This is a genomic window from Haloferax sp. Atlit-10N (assembly GCF_003586325.1).
Taxonomy (GTDB): domain Archaea; phylum Halobacteriota; class Halobacteria; order Halobacteriales; family Haloferacaceae; genus Haloferax; species Haloferax prahovense.
Genome location: NZ_PSYX01000005.1, coordinates 236,811 through 255,826, shown reverse-complemented (window position 1 = coordinate 255,826; position 19,016 = coordinate 236,811). Strand labels below are relative to the sequence as shown.

General features: G+C 65.6%; 16 protein-coding genes. 8 read left to right on the top strand and 8 right to left on the bottom strand.

The features are described 5' to 3' along the window. The 3 genes from C5B91_RS15905 to C5B91_RS15895 all read left to right on the top strand — a co-directional run bounded on the left by C5B91_RS15905 (position 1) and on the right by C5B91_RS15895 (position 3,768). Positions 1-1,704, top strand: coding sequence for a glycosyltransferase family 39 protein (locus C5B91_RS15905; RefSeq protein ID WP_115819987.1), 1,704 nt, complete (start codon positions 1-3; stop codon positions 1,702-1,704). 28 nt (positions 1,705-1,732) lie between these two features. Next, positions 1,733-3,067, top strand: coding sequence for a phosphoglucosamine mutase (locus C5B91_RS15900; protein WP_115819986.1), 1,335 nt, complete (start codon positions 1,733-1,735; stop codon positions 3,065-3,067). 104 nt (positions 3,068-3,171) lie between these two features. After that, on the top strand, positions 3,172-3,768 hold the full coding sequence (locus tag C5B91_RS15895; protein ID WP_008094227.1) for a SprT-like domain-containing protein: 597 nt from the start codon (positions 3,172-3,174) through the stop codon (positions 3,766-3,768). A 32-nt stretch (positions 3,769-3,800) separates the two neighbouring features. Here the strand turns inward: C5B91_RS15895 and C5B91_RS15890 are convergent, their stop codons facing one another. Further along, complete coding sequence (locus C5B91_RS15890) at positions 3,801-3,995, bottom strand: hypothetical protein (RefSeq protein ID WP_049905292.1); 195 nt, start codon at positions 3,993-3,995, stop codon at positions 3,801-3,803. 403 nt (positions 3,996-4,398) lie between these two features. On the opposite strand from C5B91_RS15890, the gene C5B91_RS15885 reads away from it, so the two are divergent. After that, positions 4,399-5,088, top strand: a complete 690-nt coding sequence (locus tag C5B91_RS15885) for a DUF1028 domain-containing protein (protein ID WP_115819985.1) — start codon at positions 4,399-4,401, stop codon at positions 5,086-5,088. 45 nt (positions 5,089-5,133) lie between these two features. Here the strand turns inward: C5B91_RS15885 and C5B91_RS15880 are convergent, their stop codons facing one another. Genes C5B91_RS15880 through C5B91_RS15865 form a run of 4 tightly spaced genes read right to left on the bottom strand, consistent with a single transcriptional unit; the run spans position 5,134 to position 10,831 of the window. Next, positions 5,134-7,287 carry an ABC transporter ATP-binding protein gene (locus tag C5B91_RS15880; protein ID WP_119712791.1) on the bottom strand — a complete coding sequence of 718 codons (2,154 nt, stop codon included), beginning with the start codon at positions 7,285-7,287 and terminating at the stop codon, positions 5,134-5,136. Next, a complete protein-coding gene (locus C5B91_RS15875) occupies positions 7,284-8,183 on the bottom strand; it encodes an ABC transporter permease (RefSeq protein ID WP_008094223.1) in 900 nt (299 codons plus the stop codon). Before C5B91_RS15875 ends, C5B91_RS15880 begins: the two co-directional genes overlap by 4 nt. Beyond that, positions 8,183-9,142, bottom strand: coding sequence for an ABC transporter permease (locus C5B91_RS15870; protein ID WP_008094222.1), 960 nt, complete (start codon positions 9,140-9,142; stop codon positions 8,183-8,185). Before C5B91_RS15870 ends, C5B91_RS15875 begins: the two co-directional genes overlap by 1 nt. Positions 9,143-9,157: 15 nt before the next feature. Then, the gene (locus C5B91_RS15865; protein WP_008094221.1) at positions 9,158-10,831 is read right to left on the bottom strand and encodes an ABC transporter substrate-binding protein; all 1,674 of its coding nucleotides are present in this window, start codon (positions 10,829-10,831) and stop codon (positions 9,158-9,160) included. A 167-nt stretch (positions 10,832-10,998) separates the two neighbouring features. Here C5B91_RS15865 and C5B91_RS22130 point away from each other — a divergent pair, with 167 nt between their 5' ends. The 3 genes from C5B91_RS22130 to C5B91_RS15855 all read left to right on the top strand — a co-directional run bounded on the left by C5B91_RS22130 (position 10,999) and on the right by C5B91_RS15855 (position 13,721). Beyond that, positions 10,999-11,169, top strand: a complete 171-nt coding sequence (locus C5B91_RS22130; protein WP_158545704.1) for a hypothetical protein — start codon at positions 10,999-11,001, stop codon at positions 11,167-11,169. Positions 11,170-11,257: 88 nt separating this feature from the next. Further along, positions 11,258-12,505 (top strand): Zn-dependent hydrolase, encoded by a 1,248-nt coding sequence (locus C5B91_RS15860; RefSeq protein WP_008094220.1) that lies wholly within the window; start codon positions 11,258-11,260, stop codon positions 12,503-12,505. 400 nt (positions 12,506-12,905) lie between these two features. Then, complete coding sequence (locus C5B91_RS15855) at positions 12,906-13,721, top strand: IclR family transcriptional regulator (RefSeq protein WP_004977952.1); 816 nt, start codon at positions 12,906-12,908, stop codon at positions 13,719-13,721. A gap of 915 nt (positions 13,722-14,636) precedes the next feature. On the opposite strand, the gene C5B91_RS15850 is transcribed toward C5B91_RS15855, so the two are convergent. After that, complete coding sequence (locus tag C5B91_RS15850) at positions 14,637-15,398, bottom strand: universal stress protein (protein WP_008094217.1); 762 nt, start codon at positions 15,396-15,398, stop codon at positions 14,637-14,639. Next, positions 15,391-16,860: an APC family permease gene (locus C5B91_RS15845; RefSeq protein ID WP_049968906.1), complete on the bottom strand. Its 1,470-nt coding sequence runs from the start codon at positions 16,858-16,860 to the stop codon at positions 15,391-15,393. The genes C5B91_RS15850 and C5B91_RS15845 overlap by 8 nt, the downstream gene beginning before the upstream one ends. Before the next feature lie 202 nt (positions 16,861-17,062). Between C5B91_RS15845 and C5B91_RS15840 the strand changes: the two genes are divergently transcribed. Next, a complete protein-coding gene (locus C5B91_RS15840) occupies positions 17,063-18,313 on the top strand; it encodes a tyrosine-type recombinase/integrase (RefSeq protein WP_008094213.1) in 1,251 nt (416 codons plus the stop codon). Between the two features lie 85 nt (positions 18,314-18,398). Here the strand turns inward: C5B91_RS15840 and C5B91_RS15835 are convergent, their stop codons facing one another. Continuing rightward, positions 18,399-18,752, bottom strand: a complete 354-nt coding sequence (locus C5B91_RS15835) for a DUF1269 domain-containing protein (protein WP_233514274.1) — start codon at positions 18,750-18,752, stop codon at positions 18,399-18,401. Positions 18,753-19,016: the final 264 nt, after the last annotated feature.

Sequence of the window (19,016 nt, the reverse complement as noted above, 5' to 3'; positions counted from 1 at the left end):
ATGAATTCAACGACCGACGAAACGGCGAACGGCCTCGACCCCGCGGCACCGGGCCGCGCGAACGCGTTCACCGACGGCGTTCCCGGCCTCGGCCGCGAGAGCCACGCGTGGTTCGCACTCGCCCTCGTCGCCGGACTCGTCGTCTCGGTGACGTACGTGGCGACCCACGACTACCCGGCCTACGGGTCCGGGCTGTACCTCGAAATCGCCGAGCAGATTCGGACCGGCGGCTACGCGCTCCCGGCTTCGATTCCGTACTACGACGGCGGGATTCCGTTCGCGTACCCGCCGCTCCAGTTCTACGTGGTCGCGTTCCTGACCGACCTCGGCGTCTCGGGGACGACGCTCAGCCTCGTCCTCCCGGCCGTCGTCACGGTGCTCTACCTCGTGCCGTACTACGGAATCGCGCTCGAACTCCTCCCGACGCCGCGGCAGGCGGGAGTCGCGACGGCGATTCTCGCGGTCGCTCCACCGGTCCTGCAGTGGCACCTCTCGGCCGGCGGCATCGTCCGCGCGTCCGCGTTCTTCCTGTCTCTCTGCGGAGTCTACGTCGGAGCGAGACTGTTCCGCCGCGGCACTCGGCGGCCGCTGTGGGTCGGCTCCGGCGTCATCTGCTTCGGGCTGACGGTCCTCTCCCATCCGACGTACACCGTGTTTTTCGGGGTCAGTTGGCTCGTCCTCTACGCGATGCTCGACCGAACGCTGCCCGGGCTCGTCAGCGGTGCCGCGGTGGCTCTCGGGGGACTCGTCCTCGCCGCGCCGTGGTGGGCCAACGTCGTCACCACTCACGGCGTCGGGGCCTTCGTGGGTGCGGCGGGCAGTCACAGCGGTATCGCCGGCGGCGTCGGGCGGCTCCTCGACCAGTTCGTCTACCCGCTGGACCCGACCGTCGTCACGGTGTTCTTCCTCGCGAATTTCGCCGCCGCGGGCGTGCTCGTCTCTCGGAGGAAATTCACGCTGCCGCTGTGGCTCTTCGTCTGCGCGTACGTCATCGGAAAGGAGCGCTTCCAGTTCGTCGCCGGCGCGATGATGATTTCGACGGTGCTTTTCGGCGTCGTCGTGCCGCGGCTGACCGACAGGGCTCGCGGGTCGCTCGACAACCGGCAGCTGATGGCCTCGTCGTTGGTCGTGGTTCTCGTCGTCGGGACGAGTCTCGGCGGGTTCTACGCCGCGAGCGGCCTCGGCGCGGCGCACCACGGCAGCCCGAGTCTCCCCTCGTTCATGGACGACGACGACCGAGGGGCCATGAAATGGGCGAGAAACGACACCGACACGAACGCGTCGTTCGTCGTACTGTCAGACGCGGCCGAGTGGTTCCCGCACTACGCGAAGCGGACGATGCTCGTGGGGCCGTGGGGCGTCGAATGGAAGAGCCCCGACAGGTACTACGACCAGATTTCGGCGTTCAAAACGGCGAGTACCTGCGAGAACGCGACCTGCGTCACCGAATCGATGGCCTCCGTCGACGCCTCGCCCGACTACCTGTACGTCCCCCGCGGGACGTACACCGTCCGGGGGCTCGAAGAAGACGGGACCGAACGGCTTCGCGCCTCGCTCGCGGACAGTCCCCGGTATCGACGAGTCTACGGAAACGACGGGGTCGTGGTGTACGAGGTCGTGTCGGACGATACCAACGCCTCGGCGACCGAACCCGCCGTTTTGTCGGACGCTAAGCGACGCCGACCGGGATTATCCGGCCGATAGTAAACACACCTCGGGCGGACAGTGGGGTATGTTCGCACCATCACGAATCCGCGGTTCGTACGGGACGCAGGTGACCGCGAAACTCGCCCTCAAAGCCGGTCGCGCCCTCGCCGGAACGGGCGACGAAATCGTCGTGGGCCACGACCCGAGCGACAGCGCTCGTCTCCTCACTGACGCGGTCGCGACCGGGGTCTGCGAGTGCGGCGGCACCGTCCACCGACTCGGGCCGGTGGCGAGTCCGACCGTCTCTCACGGCGTGCGGCGACTCGGCGGCGACGCCGGCGTGGCGGTGACGACCGTCAGCGACCCCGCCGAGGACACCGGGCTGAAACTGTTCGACGACGACGGCTCGCGCCTCTCGTGGGAGCGACAGAGCAGGGTCGTCCGCCGCGTCAACGGCTCGTCGGCCGAGGTCGCCCCGTGGGACGAAATCGGCGAGGAGCGTCGCTGGGACGACGCCACGGCACATCACCTCGACCACCTCTGCGAGGGGCGAACTTCGGTTTCCGACACGCGCGTCGTGGTCGCCGTCGGCGAGCGGGACGACGACATCATGGCCGACGCGCTCGACCGACTCGGCTGTGACGTCGAGCGCCTCGACGGAACCACGGACGACTCGTTTCCGCGCCGTCGGGTCGCCGCGGGCGACGACGCGTGCGGGACGCTCCGCCGAGCAGTCGCAGCCTCGGACGCCGATATCGGTCTGGCTCACGACGCCGACGCGGACCGCCTCGTGGCCGTCGACGAGACCGGTGAGGTCGTCGGCGGAGACGCGCTCCTCGCGCTGTTCGCGCGAGAGACGGTTCGCGATGCGGACGGGGACGCCTGCGTCGCCGTGCCGCTGGAGGCGAGTCGTCGCATCGGAGAGGTCGTCTCCGACGCGGGGGGAAGCATCGTCCGGGTCGAGATGGACGGGATTCCGGGGTCCGGACCGGCGGCGAACGCGGACGTCGTCTTCGGCGGCGAGCCGAGCGGCGTCTACCAGTGGCCGGCCGAGTCTCCCTGCCCGGACGCGGCGCTCTCGGCGATTCGCCTCGCGCGGCTCGTCGACGAGGGGGCGGCGCTCTCCGAACAGGCGGGTGAAGTGGCGGCGTACCCGCTGTTTTTCGACTCGTTCGCGGTCGACAACTGCGCCCGCGAGATGACGCGGCTCGCGACTGAGTGTCAGGCGCGCTTCGACGACGTTCGGACCGACGACGGCATCTTCGTCGAGCGCGGCGACGCGTGGTTCGTCGTCAGGGCGAGCCGAACCGAGCGCGTCCTTCGCGTGACTGTCGAAGGGACGTCCCGGAACAGCGCGAAGCGGCTGTTCGACGCGGTTCGGGAGCTCGTGTCCGACGAGAAAGCGACGCTCACAGCCTGACCGCATCCACACCCGCACCAACACCCATACCCACACCGCTCGACGGCGACCGCGCGGGTGGCACAACACACATATCGGCGCGCTCCGAACCACGGCTCGAAATCGTGGGACACGAAGACGGGAGCCTCGGCGGGTACGACGCTATCGAGACCGGCGACGAGCTGGTGAGCTGGTCGCGGACGTACTGCCGCCACGCGGCGGGTCAATACGACTTCGCCGTGGACTTACACCGCGTCCGGTGGGAAGTGTCCACCCGCGCGAAGCGGCGGGCGGCGGCCGTGAAGACCCCGAACGTCGACGACGCGACGGTCGGTGAGCCGAGACGGTGGACCGGAACGTCGTCGCAATCGGCCGAACTCGACGCCGCGCCCACGTGTACCATGTCGCTGTCGTGGCGGGCGTTCGAGTCGTTCGACCGCGGGGAGTGGACGGCGACGCTCCGGCACGAACTCGTCCACGTCGAGCAGTTTCAGGCGTTCGGCACGACCGACCACGGTCCGGCGTTCAAGCGCCGCGCCGAGGCGGTCGACGCGCCGGTCCGCGTCCGCCGGTTCGCGGAGCCGAAGTACACCCTCACCTGCGAAGCCTGCGGCGCGGACGTCGCCTACCGCTACCGCGAGTGCAAACTGGTCCGCGAGTCGTCGGCTTATCGTTCGGCGTGCTGCGAAGCGCCGCTCGACTGCAGAGAGCGCGAAGAATAGCGGGCGAAAACCACGTTCCGAGCGGCGAACGACTACCGACTCGGCGGGTGCGCCCGCGCCTCCCGAATCGCCACGAACGCGACGACGAGGACGAACACGAGCGCCAGGAAGAACTCGACGCCGGGAACGGTTCCGGCGACGGCCCAGACGTACACGTCCTCCGCACCGAGGATGACGAACAGTCCGAGGAGAATCACCACGCCGGTTCGACCGATGCCGAGTCTCATACGTTCGTCTTGCCACCGCGACAACATAAGCCTTGGATTCGACTGCCGGCCCGCGAGACGGTCGGTATTGCTCTCCGAGACAAATACTGCACCGCAGTAGAGCGTCTCCCGAATTAGCTTTTTCGCTCAATCAGAAGCTGGGGTGATAATGCAATCATTCACGACTGATTCAAAAACATCCGGATAGGAAAGTCCGATAAATAAGAAATAGTGCTCATCAATGATGTCTCTCATTTACAATACTATCTCGGTAGTTGCGAACGGGGAGGACGCTGAATCCGGTGCGGGACTCCACAGAGTCCGAACTGTTACGTCGCGCTCGGACACTACCCGCGTCTCCGTTCCGCTCCGCGAGAGGGAGAGTATTTACCGTGCGAGCGTGACCGAAACGCAGTACCGTACTATGCGACACGTCCCAGGAACCTTCTCGATAGCGGCGCGCGACCCGGACGCGAACGTTTTCGGCGCGGCGGTAACGACCGGCACGGTCGCTGTCGGCGCGACCTGCCCCTACGTGAGCGCCGGCGGCGCGGCGGTCACGCAGTCGTACACGAAGACCGAACACGGCCGCGACGCGGTCGCCCGCGCGGAAGCCGGCGAGCGCATCGACGACGCCTTCGAAACCCTCCTCGACGCCGACGACCACGCCGCCTACCGGCAGGTCCACGGCGTCGGCGCGGCCGGCGAGTTCGCCTTCACCGGCGGCGAGTGCGTCTCGTGGGCCGGCCACCGCGTCGGCGACGACTACACCGTCGCGGGCAACATGCTCGCCGGCGAGGCGGTCGTCGAGGCGACCGCCGAAGCGTACGAGTCCGCCGACGGCGACATGGCCGACCGACTCGTCTCGGCGCTCGAAGCCGGCGAGGCGGCCGGCGGCGACGACCGCGGCGAGATGAGCGCCGCGGTGCTCGTCCACGCGCCGACGCCGGAGTTCTACCACAACCTCCGGGTCGACCTCTCCGACGAACCGGTGTCCGACCTCCGCGACCTGCTCGCGGAGGCGCGGCGCGCGAAAGACCAGATTCGGCGCGAGACGGACGCGCAGTTCGGCGACTACCCCGACGAGATTCTCGACTTCGGCGTCAAGTACTGAACCGGCTTCGGCGCTAAATACTGAGAAGAGACCGCGCGGGCGGATTCAGTCCGAGTCGGCCGGACTGGTCTCCGCGCGCTTCGACGGCGTGATGAACGAGTCACGCTGGCTCATCTCCTCCTCCGAGAGGTGACAGGAGATGTAGTGGTCCGCGCCCCCGACCGCTTCGAGTTCCGGGAGCTCCTGCTCGCAGACGTCGCCGATTTTCTTCGGACAGCGCGTCTGGAACGGACAGCCCGACGGTGGGTTGATGGGACTCGGAACGCTCCCCTCAAGCAAGATTCGGTCCGTCTCGCGGTCCGGGTTCGCGTGGGGGACCGCCGACAGGAGGCTCTCCGTGTAGGGGTGGAACGGCGGCGAGAACACCTGCTCGATGCTCCCGAACTCCGCTATCTTGCCGAGGTACATCACGGCCACGCGGTCGCAGATGTGCCGGATGACGCCGATGTTGTGCGAGATAAACAGGAACGAGATGTTCTCGTCTTCCTGAATCTCGTTCAGGAGGTTGAGAATCTGCGCCTGCACGCTCACGTCGAGCGCCGAGACGGGCTCGTCGCAGACGATGAGCTTCGGTTCGACCGCGAGCGCGTGCGCGATGGCGACGCGCTGTTGTTGCCCCCCGGAGAACTCGTGGGGGTACTTGCTCGCGGCGGCCCGCGACAGGCCGACGCGTTCGAGCAGGTCGCCCACTCGTTCGCGCTTTTCCTCGCCGGTGGCGATGCCGTGTTTCTCCATCGCGCGCCCGACGATTTGGCCGACGGTCTTCCGCGGGTTGAGCGAGCTCTGGGGGTCCTGGAATATCATCTGCATCTCGCGGCGCAGACTCCGAATCTCCGAGGTGCCGAGCTCGTGGAGCGGCTGTCCCTCGAAGTACACCTCGCCGTCGGTCGGGTCGAGGAGCCGGAGCGCGGTGCGAGCGACCGTGGACTTCCCGCAGCCGGACTCGCCGACGAGCCCGACGGTCTCGCCGGGATAGACGTCGAAGCTCACGTCGTCGACGGCCTTGACGTGCCGCCGTTCGACGGTCGGCAGGCCGCCGCCCTCCCACGAGAGGTGGACGTTGCCGAAGACGCCCTCGCCGGCGTTGAAGTACTTCTTCAGGTTCCGCACCTCGAACAGCGGTTCGCCGCTGCGGTCGACGTCGCGGCGGCCGGCCCCGGCTTCGGGGACCGTGCTCTCCGAGAGGTCGAGGTCGGCGGCGTGGAGACACGCCGCGCGCGACGAGTCGTCGCCGACGGAGTCGAGCGACGGGTCGCCGCCGGTCCGGCACGCCTCGGTGGCGTGCGGACACCGCGGCGCGAAGTTACAGCCGCTCGGGAGGTTCCCGAGGTCGGGCATCGCGCCGTCGAGCGTCGGCAGTTCGTCGTAGTCGGTGTCGACCTCCGGGATGGAGTCGATGAGCGCGCGGGTGTAGGGGTGTCGCGGGCGGTCGAACAGGTCGCCGAGTTCGGCCGTCTCCACGAGGTTCCCCGCGTACATCACGCCGACGTGGTCGCACGTCTGGGCGACGACGCCGAGGTTGTGGGTGATCATCAGCACGGCCGTTCCTTCGCGCTCCTGCATCTCGTTGAGCAGGTCAAGAATCTTCGCCTGCGTCGTCACGTCGAGCGCGGTGGTCGGCTCGTCGGCGATGATGAGGTCCGGCTCGCAGGAGAAGCCGATGGCGACGAGGACGCGCTGGCGCATCCCGCCGGAGAACTCGTGGGGGTAGTCGTCGATGCGTTCTTCCGCGTCGGGGATGCCGACGTCGTCCATCGATTCGATGGCGAGCTGGCGTGCCTCTGACTTGGAGACGTCCTGATGGCGGCGAATCGTCTCCGTGATCTGCTCGCCGACGGTCATCACCGGGTTGAGCGACGACATCGGGTCCTGCGGAATCATCGCGATTCGGTTGCCGCGGATGTCGCGCATCTCGGCTTCCGTCTTCTGCAGGAGGTCTTCCCCGTTGAAGACGACCTGCCCGCCGGTGATTTCGCCGGGCGAGTCGATGAGGCGCATGAGCGACCGCGCCGTCACGGACTTGCCCGCGCCCGACTCGCCGACGAGACCCATGGTCTCGCCGCGGTCGAGCGAGAACGACACCTCGTTGGAGGCGACGATGGGGCCGCTGTCGGTGCGGAACTCGGTTCTGAGTCCGCGCACGTCGAGCAGCGGACCGTCGTCGGCCTCGCGGTCGGTCGCGGTGGTGGGTGCGCTCATTCTATCGCCTCCACTTTGGGGTCGAGCACGTCACGCAGTCCGTCGCCGAGCATGTTGAACCCGACGACGGCGATACCGATAGCCAGCGCTGGGAACAGCAACATCCACGGCGCGGTCTCCATGAAGCCGCGACCGGTGTTAATCATCAGCCCCCACGACGGCCGCGGCGGTTGCGCGCCGAGGCCGAGGAACGACAGGCTCGCCTCCGCGAGGATGGCGAACGAGACGTTCAGCGACCCCTGAACCAGCATGGGCGCCATACAGTTCGGGAACACCTCGCTGAAGACGATGCGCGAGTCGCTCTCGCCGCGGGCGATGGCGGCCTCGACGTACGCCTCGTTGCGCTCGGCTAACGCCGCGCTCCGCGAGACGCGGGCGATGTACGGCGTGTAGACGAACGCGAGCGCGATGACGACGTTACTCAACTCCGGGCCGAGAACGACCAGGAGCGTGAGCGCGAGCAACACCGGTGGGAACGCCATCGCGGCGTCCATGACGCGCATCAGTATCTCGTCGGTTAACCCGCCGGCGTAGCCGGCGACGACACCGACGACGGCCCCGACGGCGAGCGCGCCGGAGATAGCTCCGAAGCCGACGTACAGCGAGATGCGGCTTCCCATGACGACGCGGCTGAAGATGTCGCGGCCGAGGTCGTCGGTGCCGAACGGGTGTTCGACCGACGGGGCCTGCGAACGGTCTTCGATGTTCGTCGCGTCGATGGGGTACGGCGCGATAATCGGCGCGAAGATGGCGACGAGCACGAGCAGCACCACGATGGTGAAGCCGAGCATCGCCTTCGTGTTGCTGCGGAACTTCCGGACGAACCGGGCGATGCGGTCGCGCTGTGACTGCGTGATGGTGAAGCGACCGCGGTCGGTCTCCTGTTCGGTCGCCATCAGTCGTCACCTCCGTAGCGGATGCGCGGGTCGAAGTACGCGTACAGCAGGTCTGCGGCGAAGTTCGAGAACATGTAGATAAGTGCGACCACGAGGATGCACCCCTGAATCAAGGGGATATCGCGGCTCTGAATCGCGGTCAGCGTCAGCCGACCGATGCCGGGCCAGAAGAACACCTCTTCGAGCACGACGACCCCGCCGAACGCGTAGCTGAACTGGAACGCGATGACCGTGATGACGGGGATGATTGCGTTCTTGAGCGCGTGTCTGAGGACGATGACCCGTTGGCTCATCCCCTTCGCACGCGCGAGATTGATGTACTCCTCGCTGAGAACCTCAAGCATCGACGACCGGGTCATCCGCATGATGTAAGCGGTGAGCGCGAAGCCCATCGCTCCCGCGGGGAGGACGAGTCGCGTGAGCGACCCGACGAGGTCCTCGCTCGGGGAGACGTACCCCCCGGTCGGAAAGAGGTTCAGCCAGACGGCGAACACCAGGATGAACACCAGCCCCCACAGGAATATCGGCATCGAGATGCCGACGAAGGCGAACATCGAGGCGCTCACGTCGGGCGCTTCGTTCTGGTTGACGGCGGCGTAGACGCCGAGCGGGACCGACAGCACGACGGCGACGAGCGTCGCGGCGACGGCGAGCATCATCGACCGGGGCAGACGCTCGGCGATGAGTTGCGACACGGGTTCGCCGAACCGGAGCGATTCGCCCATGTTCCCCTGGAGGAGCCCGACGACCCAGTCGATGTACTGCACGTACAGCGGGCGGTTGAGTCCCAGTTGGGTTTGGAGCGCTTCGAGCGATTGTTCGGTCGCGTTGGGGCCCAAGATGAGCAGGGCCACGTCACCGGGCAGGATGTTGGTGACGGCGAAGGCGATGAGCGTGACGAAGAACAGCGTCACCGCCATGAACCCGACGCGCCGAAAGACGTAGTTGTACATCGACATTGTGTGGAATCTGTGTTAGCGGTCGAGCCAGTTGTCGCCGAACTGCAGCGTCGACCCGTCGGGCGCGCCGATGTCACCTTTGTACTGCGAGGCGGCCCCGTAGAGGCTCGGCTGCCACCACAGGAAGAGGTGGCCGGCGCGGTCCTCGTGGAGAATCTCCGTCGCCTGGTGGTAGAGGTCGGCCCGCTCCTGTTCGTCGTAGATAGTGCGCGCCTCCTCGACGAGCGCGTTGTAGTCCTCGTTCACCCAGTTGGTGAAGAAGAACGCCCCGTTGGGGTGCAGGAATTTGTAGAACGACACGTCGGGGTACCAGAGCGCGAGGTAGGAGCTCGTCGTCGCCTGGAAGTCGCGGTTGGAGTAGACGTCCGAGAGCCACGTGCTCCACGTAATCTGCTGGATTTCGAGGTTGATGCCGACCTCGGCGGCATCGGCGGCGATGACCTCCGCGGCCTGCACCTGCGTCGGGTAGGACTGCGGAATCTTGAACGTCGCCGTGAAGCCGTCGGACATGCCGGCGGCGTCGAGGTGCTCTTGGGCCTTCTCGAGGTCACGTGGGCGGGGTTCGATGTCCGGGTTGACCCACGGACTACCGGGCGTCGCCGGGGACGCGGTGGTCTGACCGGTGCCGTAGAGGGCCGCCTCGGCGACCTTCTCCTTGTCGATGGTGTAGTCGAGCGCGAGGCGGGCGTCCTTGTTGTCGAACGGAGCCACGTCGCAGTTCAGGCCGAGGTAGACGAGCGATTTCGGGAACTGCTTTTCGAACCGAACGTCGGGGGCCTGCTCGACGCGGGAGACGTCCTTCGGCGCGATGCCGTTGATGAAGTCGTACTCGCCGGCGAGGAACGACTGGAGGCGGACGCTCGGGTCCGGCACCTCGCTCTTGACGATGGTGTCGATGAACGGGCCGTCCTCGTCGGACGCGCCCCAGTAGTCCTCGTTGCGCGACATCGTGAACGAGGTCTCGATTTCGCGGCTCTCGAACACGTACGGGCCGGTCCCGATGGGTTCTTCGACCATGTCCTTCTCGGCGTTCTCGGCGGGCATGACCGACAGTTCCGCCGTCGCCATCTTCGCGAGGAACGGCGCGAAGGGTTCGGTGAGTTGGACCTCGAAGGTGTAGTCGTCGGGGGCGCGAAGCTCCTCGACGTAGTCGAAGAAGCCGGTGGCGAGGTAGTCGCCGTTCTGGACGCGCTCGTAGCTCGCCAGCACGTCCTCGGAGGTCATCTCCTTGCCGTTGTGGAAGGTGACGCCCTCCCGGAGGTTGAACGTCAGGAGCGTGTTGTCGTCGGACTGCTCCATCGACTCCGCGAGGTGCGGCTGGATGGAGTAGTCGTCCTGTAGCGCGACGACTTCCTCGTAGATATTCTCCAGGACGCGCTTCGAGGCCGCCGAAGTGTCGATGTGCGGGTCGAGCCCCTGCACCGGCACTGCGCCGCCCCACTGGAGCGTGCCGCCCTGCTTCCCGCCGCTCGCGGCGGTCGTGTCGGTGCTCTCCGTGTCGTCGCTTCCACCCGAGGACCCCGAATCTTCGGTCGTGCTGTCGTCCGAACCGCCGCCCGTACACCCGGCGAGCGCCGCCGCGCCGGTCGTCGCCGCCGCCCCGAGGAAGGTACGGCGGTCGAAACGACTGCGACGCGTGCCGTCGCCGGTGCTGTCGGAGGAGTCGCTCCCCTTGCCATTCTCTTGCATACAGTCGCTCAAATCCGTTACTGTGTGATAAAAATTGTGGTTGTGTGAGTACAACCCCCATATCGAGACGGAGAAGATGTAATATCAGATACTGTTCCGAGCGCCGAACGCGAGTGAACTGTAGAATGACCAATTCTATCTCGTCCGTGTCCGGGATTACTCCACGAATGTCAACCCTCTCGTCGCAAACGACGGCCCGCATCGGCGTCCCGCAGGTCACTCGCGGCGACCGAACCGTCGCCGACGCGCGTCCTCGAACGTCGCCGATGTGCGCCCTCGAACGACACGGGTGGTGGGCAGAGTCCCAGAACCCACATCCAGCGCGCCGTGCCTGCTGATTTCGGGGAGTTCGCGGCCACTCAGTACTGTCACGCATGTGACCGAATTCCAAACAGTAAAATAGGGTTAGTCACGAATCCGGGAACCATGCGAGTCAATCAGCAGCGACTCCGCAGCGACATCGAGTCGAACGCGGAGTTCGGGGCCGTCCCGACGGACGAGGGTCGGGGGCGGACGGTCCTGAGCGGCAGCGAGGCGGACCGGCGGGCGAGAGAGTTCTTCTGCGAGCGCCTTCGGGACGCCGGTCTCTCCATCACCATCGACGAGGTCGGCAACATCGTCGGTCGGTGGGTACCCGAGAGCGCGGACCCCGACGCGGCCCCCGTCGCCACGGGAAGTCACCTCGATTCGGTCCCCGAAGGCGGCATCTTCGACGGTCCGCTCGGCGTCTACGCGGGGCTGGAGAGCGTCCGCGCGATGCAGGACGCCGGAATCGAACCCGTCCGACCCGTTGAGGTCGTCAACTTCACCGAGGAGGAGGGCCAGCGGTTCGGCGGCGGCCTCATCGGGTCGGCGGTCGCCGTCGGCGAGTTGAGCGTCGAAGAGGCCCTCGACATCGAGGACGCCGACGGGATTCCGCTCGGCGACGCCCTCGCGGACATCGGCTACCGGGGCGACGGGCGCGTCGACGCCGCCGACTGGGACGCGTGGATAGAGCTTCACATCGAGCAGTCCGAGCGCCTCGAAGACGCGAACGTCCCCGCCGGCGTCGTCACGAGCATCGTCGGTCTCTCCCGGTGTGCCGTCGAAATCACGGGCGAGGCCGACCACGCCGGGTCGACACTCATGGACGACCGGTCGGACGCGCTCGCCGCCGCCAGCGAGTTCGTCCTCGACGTGGAGCGCGCGACGACCGAGCGAAACGAGGTCTCGGAGACCGCGGTCGGGACCGTCGGCAAACTGGAGGTCTCGCCGAACGCGCCCAACGTCATCGCCGGGAAAGTCGACCTGACCGTCGACATCCGCGACGTGGCGTACGACTCCATCGAGTACGTCATCGACGAGGCGGCGGCGAGCCTCGACCGCATCGAGGCCGAGCGCCCGGTCGAGGCCGCGCTCTCGCACCCGTGGGACCGCAAGCCCGTCGAGATGAGCGAGCGCTGCCGCGCCGCGCTCCACGACGCCGGGACCGACGCCGACCTCGAAACCCTCGACCTCCACTCCGGGGCGGGCCACGACACCATGCACGTCGCGGCCGTCACGGACGCCGCACTGCTCTTTGCCCCCTCCCGCGACGGCATCTCGCACAACCCCCGCGAGTGGACCGACTGGGAGGACTGCGCCGACGCGACTCGCGTGCTCGCCGGCGCGCTCGCCGACCTCGCGACCGAGTGACGAAACCGCCCGACTGACGACTGCTGTTCTCGGTTCCCTTCTCCGCGGACCCGCCCTATCGGTGCGTTCGAATCGACCGCCGCCCGCCGCTCGCGACGACCGCGTAGTCGAAACGCCCGCCACCACGATGCACTATTCTCCACCCAGAGTCCCTGATACACGTGTTTTCTCGCTGTACGGTGAGTCTCGAATCGGTTAGAACACCGCGGTGTTTGTACAATGAGAACACAGTGGCTAAGTAGTCGAATTCGCTCGTTTCGGACACGTTACAGACGATATTCGAAATTAAAATCACGCTGATCACGCTATTTTGCGGCAAGCGGTGCGACTTTCCGGCGATTTCAGAAGTGACCGTTCGTCAAATACAAACACATATGACTTCGCGGCTTCGAACTTGACTATGGCAGACGAACACACGACCGGTTCGCCGCGGACCCTGAAGACGGTGTCTCGTGCGTTCGATGTCGTTCGGGCGCTCGAGGAGCTAGACGGCGCGCGGGTGACGGAGTTGGCGAATCACCTCGACCTCTCGAAGAGCGTCGTCTACAACTACCTGAGCACGCTTCGAGCCGAGAAGTTCGTCGTGAAGGAAGAAGACACCTACCGGCTGTCGCTGCAGTTCCTCCTCGTGGGCGAGTACGTCCGGTACCAGAACATCCTCTACCGCATCGGAAAGCCCGAAATCGAGGAGCTCGCGGAGAAGACCGGCGAGTACGCGCACCTGGCGACTGAACAGCACGGGCTGGGTATCAATCTCTACAAGGTGAGCGGCGAGAAGGCCGTCGGGAGCGACTACCAGGTGAACAAGCTCCAGCGCGCCGACTACCTCCACTTCTCGGCGACGGGGAAAGCGATTCTCGCGCACCTCCCGAAAGAGCGCGTCGAGTGGATTATCGACCAGTACGGCCTGCCGGGCAAGACGGAGGCGACCATCACGACCCGCGAGGAGCTCTTCGAGGAGTTGGAGACGATTCGCGACCGGGGCTACTCGCTCAACGACGAGGAGGAGATCAAGGGCCTGCAGGCCATCGGCGCGCCGGTGACGAACCGTCACGGACGCGTCCTCGGCTCCATCAGCGTCTCCGGTCCGGTCCGCCGGATGAAACAGCCCGACTACCACGAACAACTCATCGAGAGCGTCGTCAACACCGCCAACGTCATCGAAGTCAACGTCAACATGGAGGAGTCCGACGACGACTTCCCGACGTTCAGTTAGCGGTCCGCGTCGTCCTCAACGCTTCTACGACGGTATCGCTTTCGCGCCGACCGCGCGTCGATACGGTTCACAAACGGAGAACCAACGGTCTCGTCCGAGTCGCGGGCGAGTCGGAGACCGCTCTCGGTACGATCGACGGGCCGAACGAGTCTCCAGTCCCCCGAATCTCGGCGTCATGCTGTCGAAGCCGCGCTCGGCCCCTCGATACGACTCGTCGGCCGAGATTGACGGTTTCGAACGTCGGACGGTCAACGCGCCCCGAAAAGTTTCGAGAACGGAATATCTGAGAGACGACACACGACAACGAGTATCGCGATGTATTGACTATATATGAACACAGTCGCGACATCTGTTAGAGAAGATACAACGATACGCTAGATTACAGCTAGTTCCCCATAGATCTCGTTGCTACCGATACGTCTCGCCGGAGGAACGGGCAGTGACTAACGCCCGTCAAACGACCCACACTGCATTACATAATTACTGGTGTAATGGAAGTGCGCACGTCCACAGCAGTCGGATGTCGTTCGCGGACGACTGAGCTGGCCGGGCGAGTCGCCGATGGGAGACGCTCCGCGCCGACCGAGTGAGTCGAGGCGGGCGAGACGCGTCGAAGACGGGCGTCTGACCGAGATAGTAATTCAGTTATTTTGCAATGATAATCAAGTCCGAATCGACTGTCGATTATAATCTGGATTCACGTGTGAATCAACGTTCGACAGGCTCGTATTCTCATATCGCATCTCTAACGCTTCATTCCCTCAAATAGTCTAAAATTTGTAAAAATTGTAGAAATTATTCTCTTACCTGGATTTTGTTGCATCTATCAAAACAGTCGATCCGTATCGTGATAATTGAAATAATAGTACAATAGTATTCAGTGGCGAGCCGGAGACGGTCGAGGGCGAACCGCCCTCACTCCGAGTCGCCGGTACCGTCGGCGTCGTCAGGTTCGGGGTCGAGCGGTCGCCGGACCACGAGCACCGGACCGACGGTCTGCTCGGCGACTCGGTCGGAGGTCTCGCCGAACAGTCGGCCGCGGAGCGTGGGCTTCTCCTCGCCCATCACGACCAGGTCGTGGTCGTCCGCGCCCTCGATGAGCGCCTGGAGCGGATTCTGCGCGACGACGACGACGCGCGAGACGTGCTCGCGGTTGACGCCGAGGACCGCCAGGTCATTCGCGACCTCGTCGAGGAGGGCTTCGCCGTCCGAGACCGCCCCGTCGTCTTCGACTGCGTGGAACAGCGTGAGTTCGACGTCTCCGCGCTTTCCGACCGCCGCGGCGACCCTGGTAATCGTCTCGAGGTTGATTGCCTCCTTTATCGGAACGATGACGCGGTCGATGGTCGGTGCGGGGTTCGAGAGTAGTACCGCGTCGCACTCTGCCTCCGTGGCGATGCGCTCCGTCGTCTGGTCCACATCGTGAGTGAACACGAGTCGCGTCTCGACGGTCGCACCGGCGGATTCGAACACCGAGACGAGTTCGTCGAGTTCTTCGCGGGCCTTCGGTTCGAACTGCTCTCTGGCCTGTTCGGGGGCCGTCTGCTCGGGTATCTCGTGGTACGCGAGCAGGACGACCGTCGTCTCCGAGAGGAGGTGAATCAGTTGGTCGGGAATCACTTGCCCCTCCAGCACCGCGACGGGGACGAGCACGCGAACGTCAGGAGAGTCACGCATCGGCGCTCACCCCCTTCAGGCGCACGTCTCGGGCGTAGGCGAAGTACCAGACCAACGCGGCGAGCGCGACGGCGACGCCCACCGCCTGCGAGAGCGGTTGCATGAACGCGACGAGGCTGAAACTCGCAAGCGCCCCGAGGACCGGGACGACGGGGTAGCCGGGGACGCGGAACGACGGGTTGTACCACGCGGGGTTCGAGCGACGGAGCCCGATGAGCGCCACGCAGATGAGCCCGTAGGTGACGAGGTGCAGGAACGACGCGACCTCGGCGAGTACCTCCGTCCGGCCGACGGCGACGAGGACGACCGTCGGTCCGCCGACCAGCGCGAGCGCGATGTGGGGCGTCCCGTACCGGAGGTTGATTCGCGCGAGTTGCGGCGGGACCAGCGCGTCGCGGCTGAGCGCGTAGAGGGCGCGCGACGAACTGAGAATCGAGGCGTTCGCGCTCGACACCGTCGCCAAGAGCCCGGCGATGAGGATGGCGACCGCGCCGGGGAAGCCGAGGTACGAGCGCGCGACCTCGACGATGGCCGTCTCGCCGAAGGCGGCGAGTTGGGCGCTCCCGAACGCGCCGGTCGAGACGAGGATGGTCACGACGTACAGCACCCCGACGACGACGACGGAGCCGACCATCGCCAGCGGGAGGTTCCGCCCGGGTTTCGTTATCTCGCCCGCGACCGTCGCCACCTGCGCGAATCCGAGGTACGAGGTGAACACGAGCGCCGCCGTGGTGAAGATGCTGAGCGTCCCGTAGGGCATGAACTCCTCGGGGACGGTCTGACGGCCGAACAGCCCGAGCGTGTCGAGCGAGCCGTAGACGAGAAACACGAGGAGGATGCCGAGGAGCAGACTCACGATACTGTTCTGGAGCTTCGTCGCGTTCTCGGTCCCGAACATGCTGAGAGCCGTCAAGACGACCCCGAAGCCGACCCCGAGGAGCGCCACGAGCGGCAGGTCCGAGACCATCGACGCCGCCCCCAACTCCGCCAGCACGGCGATGGCGTACTGCGCGAAGCCGACGAGGTAGAACGCCGAAGCGAAGACGAGCCCTAGCCAGAGCCCGATGCCGACGACCGCGCCGAACGCAGAGCCCATGGCGCGGGAGATGAAGTAGTACGCGCCGCCGCTTTTCGGCATCGCCGTGGCCAACTCCGAGGTCGGGAGCGCGACCAACAGCGCGATGACCGCCCCGAGCGCGAACGAGAGCGCGGCCGCGGGACCCGCCTGCCCCGCGGCGAGGCCGGGAAAGACGAAGATACCCGCGCCGACCATCGTCCCGATACCGATTGCCAACCCGCCGCGGAGGCCGATCGTCCGCTCCAACTCGGTCCCGCTTTCGAGGACCGTCACCTCGTCGGCCGCGGCACCAACGTCGACCGCCGGGTCCGCGTCGCCGACCCGTACCCCGTCGCCGGGCGGGTCCGCCCCGAGCACCGAACCGCCGTCGTTTCCATCGGACATTGTGATTTCCTGTTATCGCGTCTCCCCAATATATCTATTACCCGTCATATTGAGGGTCGACGGGTCGGCCGGCGGGCACGACTCGCCGACCGCCGTCGGTCCCAGCGAGAGAAAGTGTTAATCCGTCCGCGGCACGCCCTGCATGCAGAACGATGGCGCACGGAACGCGACGCGGCGGCCGGTTCGCGCGGGGTGAGCCGCGGTGAACTGGTCGCGGAAGTCGCTCGACGAACTCGAAGCGTTCTACTGGGAGACGATAGCGCCCGCGATGGATCGCGACGGGATGGACCCGACGCGAGACGTTCCGACCTACTCGTGGCTGACCGAACGCGGCTGGTCGGGCATCGCCTACGCGCTCCGCGAGAAACACGACCTCACGCCGCGGGAGTTCTTCGTCGGCGTCGTCGGCCTCGGCGACGAGGCGACCGACGAAGGCTACGATTGGGGTATCGACGACGACCGCACCGTCGAGGCGTTCGAGACGTACCTCGACATGCTCGAATCGCGGCGCGGCCTCGCGGACTCGACGCTACCGACCCGCCGGACCCACCTCGCGCGGTTCGCCCGGGTCTACCGCGACCGACACGGTTCGGCCGACCTGCTCTCACGACTGGACGACCGAGACGCCGAGCCAGACGAGATAGACCGCTGTCTCGCGGTCCTCGACGAGTTCGACGCCGAACTCGCCACCGACGGGACGAAGCTCAAGTACCTCCAGACGGTCCGGTCGTTCTACGAGTACCTCGTCGACTTCCGGCGCGCGCGGTACAACCCCGTCGGGAACGCCGCCAAACAGTTCCGCTGGGAACAGGGCCAGCCCGACAACCGCACGATGACCGCGGACCAAGTGAGTGAGGTGTACGCCGTCGCCGACGACCTCGAAGACCGCCTGCTCGTCCTCGGACTCGCCGGCTGGGGGCTCCGCCCGAACGAGCTCGCGTCGCTCCGCGCGTCGCAACTCGTCCTCTCCGGCGACGACCCCCACATCGCGTTCGAAGAGCGGAAGAACGGGCCGGGAACCGTCGCGCTCCTCTACGGCGTCGACGCCGTCGCCGCCCGCATCGACGCGCTCGCCGAGGACGACGACTGGAACGGCGCACTGTTTCCCTCCTCGCGGGCCGCCGCGGGCCACATCGCCCGCGAGACGGTCAACCGCCGGTTCAAGCGCCTCGCCGACGAGGCCGGCGTGACCGTCGATGGCGAGGTCCCGACGGCGAAGCTCTGTCGGCGCTTCTGGTACACGGCCTATCAGGCGGCGGTCGACGAGATGCTCGCGCAGTTAGAGGGCGTCGCCGCCGACCAGGGGTCGAAGAGCGCCGACGTCGTCATGTCGAACTACCTCTCCGAGGAGCGCCGGCGGTCGTTCCGCCGGCAGGCGATGCGCGAGACGCTGGCCGAGGTGTTCGAATCGGCGGACGAGTCTGTGTCCGTCGAAGAACAGATAGCGCAGTAGCTGTCGGTTGCGCCGCGGCGCGTGCTCTGCGACCGGCGACGATTTGGAGTGAACAACTGTATAAATCACATGTCGCGATACACAACTATCGTGCGATAAGCCAGAGAGGAGCAACGTATTTCTGTACAAGAACGGCCCGATGAGGGTCCAGAACGGCCAAACTGTTCAACGGCGAACGCCTCACGGAGTCGGTCTTCGTCCTCGGGGAGAGGTTCGTCTCGATACTCTCGAACTTGTCGTCGGACAATCCCGCTCTGATTCGCTCCATCTGTGCGCGGGACAGGAGGAACAACGCGGAGTCACCGGGGTCGACCGTGTTCGCGACCTCTTTGATGAACGCGTCGTCGATACCGATATCGGTGAACTTCACGCCGACGAGGCTCTGGGCCTGTTTGACTTCGAGACGTCCGAACGGCCCGACTTCAGACGGAGGGACCATAGATAGTATATCCGGCTAGCTAAAATCTTCAATTTGATAATTTTAGTTTCGCCAGTAGTGTTGATTGTTCAAACTACTATATTAAATATGGTATTTTGTATTTCGAAAATACAAGTTTGGAGTGCTGTATTGGCATAGTAGAGCAAAGCCCGGTCTTCACTACAGATGATAGTGTTTCCAAGTAGCATTAGCTACAATGTCTCTCGTCCGTCTGCGATAATATTTACACGGTACACTCCGGTTTTATACGATATTATTATATCC

What these genes read in the sequence shown, in the direction of transcription:
- C5B91_RS15850 (WP_008094217.1), bottom strand. Translation starts at nt 15,398, where the DNA reads ATGCGTGACTCTCCTGACGTTCGCGTGCTCGTCCCCGTCGCGGTGCTG.
- C5B91_RS15860 (WP_008094220.1), top strand. Translation starts at nt 11,258, where the DNA reads ATGCGAGTCAATCAGCAGCGACTCCGCAGCGACATCGAGTCGAACGCG.
- C5B91_RS15845 (WP_049968906.1), bottom strand. Translation starts at nt 16,860, where the DNA reads ATGTCCGATGGAAACGACGGCGGTTCGGTGCTCGGGGCGGACCCGCCC.
- C5B91_RS22130 (WP_158545704.1), top strand. Translation starts at nt 10,999, where the DNA reads ATGTCAACCCTCTCGTCGCAAACGACGGCCCGCATCGGCGTCCCGCAG.
- C5B91_RS15875 (WP_008094223.1), bottom strand. Translation starts at nt 8,183, where the DNA reads ATGGCGACCGAACAGGAGACCGACCGCGGTCGCTTCACCATCACGCAG.
- C5B91_RS15880 (WP_119712791.1), bottom strand. Translation starts at nt 7,287, where the DNA reads ATGAGCGCACCCACCACCGCGACCGACCGCGAGGCCGACGACGGTCCG.
- C5B91_RS15890 (WP_049905292.1), bottom strand. Translation starts at nt 3,995, where the DNA reads ATGAGACTCGGCATCGGTCGAACCGGCGTGGTGATTCTCCTCGGACTG.
- C5B91_RS15870 (WP_008094222.1), bottom strand. Translation starts at nt 9,142, where the DNA reads ATGTCGATGTACAACTACGTCTTTCGGCGCGTCGGGTTCATGGCGGTG.
- C5B91_RS15885 (WP_115819985.1), top strand. Translation starts at nt 4,399, where the DNA reads ATGCGACACGTCCCAGGAACCTTCTCGATAGCGGCGCGCGACCCGGAC.
- C5B91_RS15865 (WP_008094221.1), bottom strand. Translation starts at nt 10,831, where the DNA reads ATGCAAGAGAATGGCAAGGGGAGCGACTCCTCCGACAGCACCGGCGAC.
- C5B91_RS15905 (WP_115819987.1), top strand. Translation starts at nt 1, where the DNA reads ATGAATTCAACGACCGACGAAACGGCGAACGGCCTCGACCCCGCGGCA.
- C5B91_RS15900 (WP_115819986.1), top strand. Translation starts at nt 1,733, where the DNA reads ATGTTCGCACCATCACGAATCCGCGGTTCGTACGGGACGCAGGTGACC.
- C5B91_RS15835 (WP_233514274.1), bottom strand. Translation starts at nt 18,752, where the DNA reads ATGGTCCCTCCGTCTGAAGTCGGGCCGTTCGGACGTCTCGAAGTCAAA.
- C5B91_RS15855 (WP_004977952.1), top strand. Translation starts at nt 12,906, where the DNA reads ATGGCAGACGAACACACGACCGGTTCGCCGCGGACCCTGAAGACGGTG.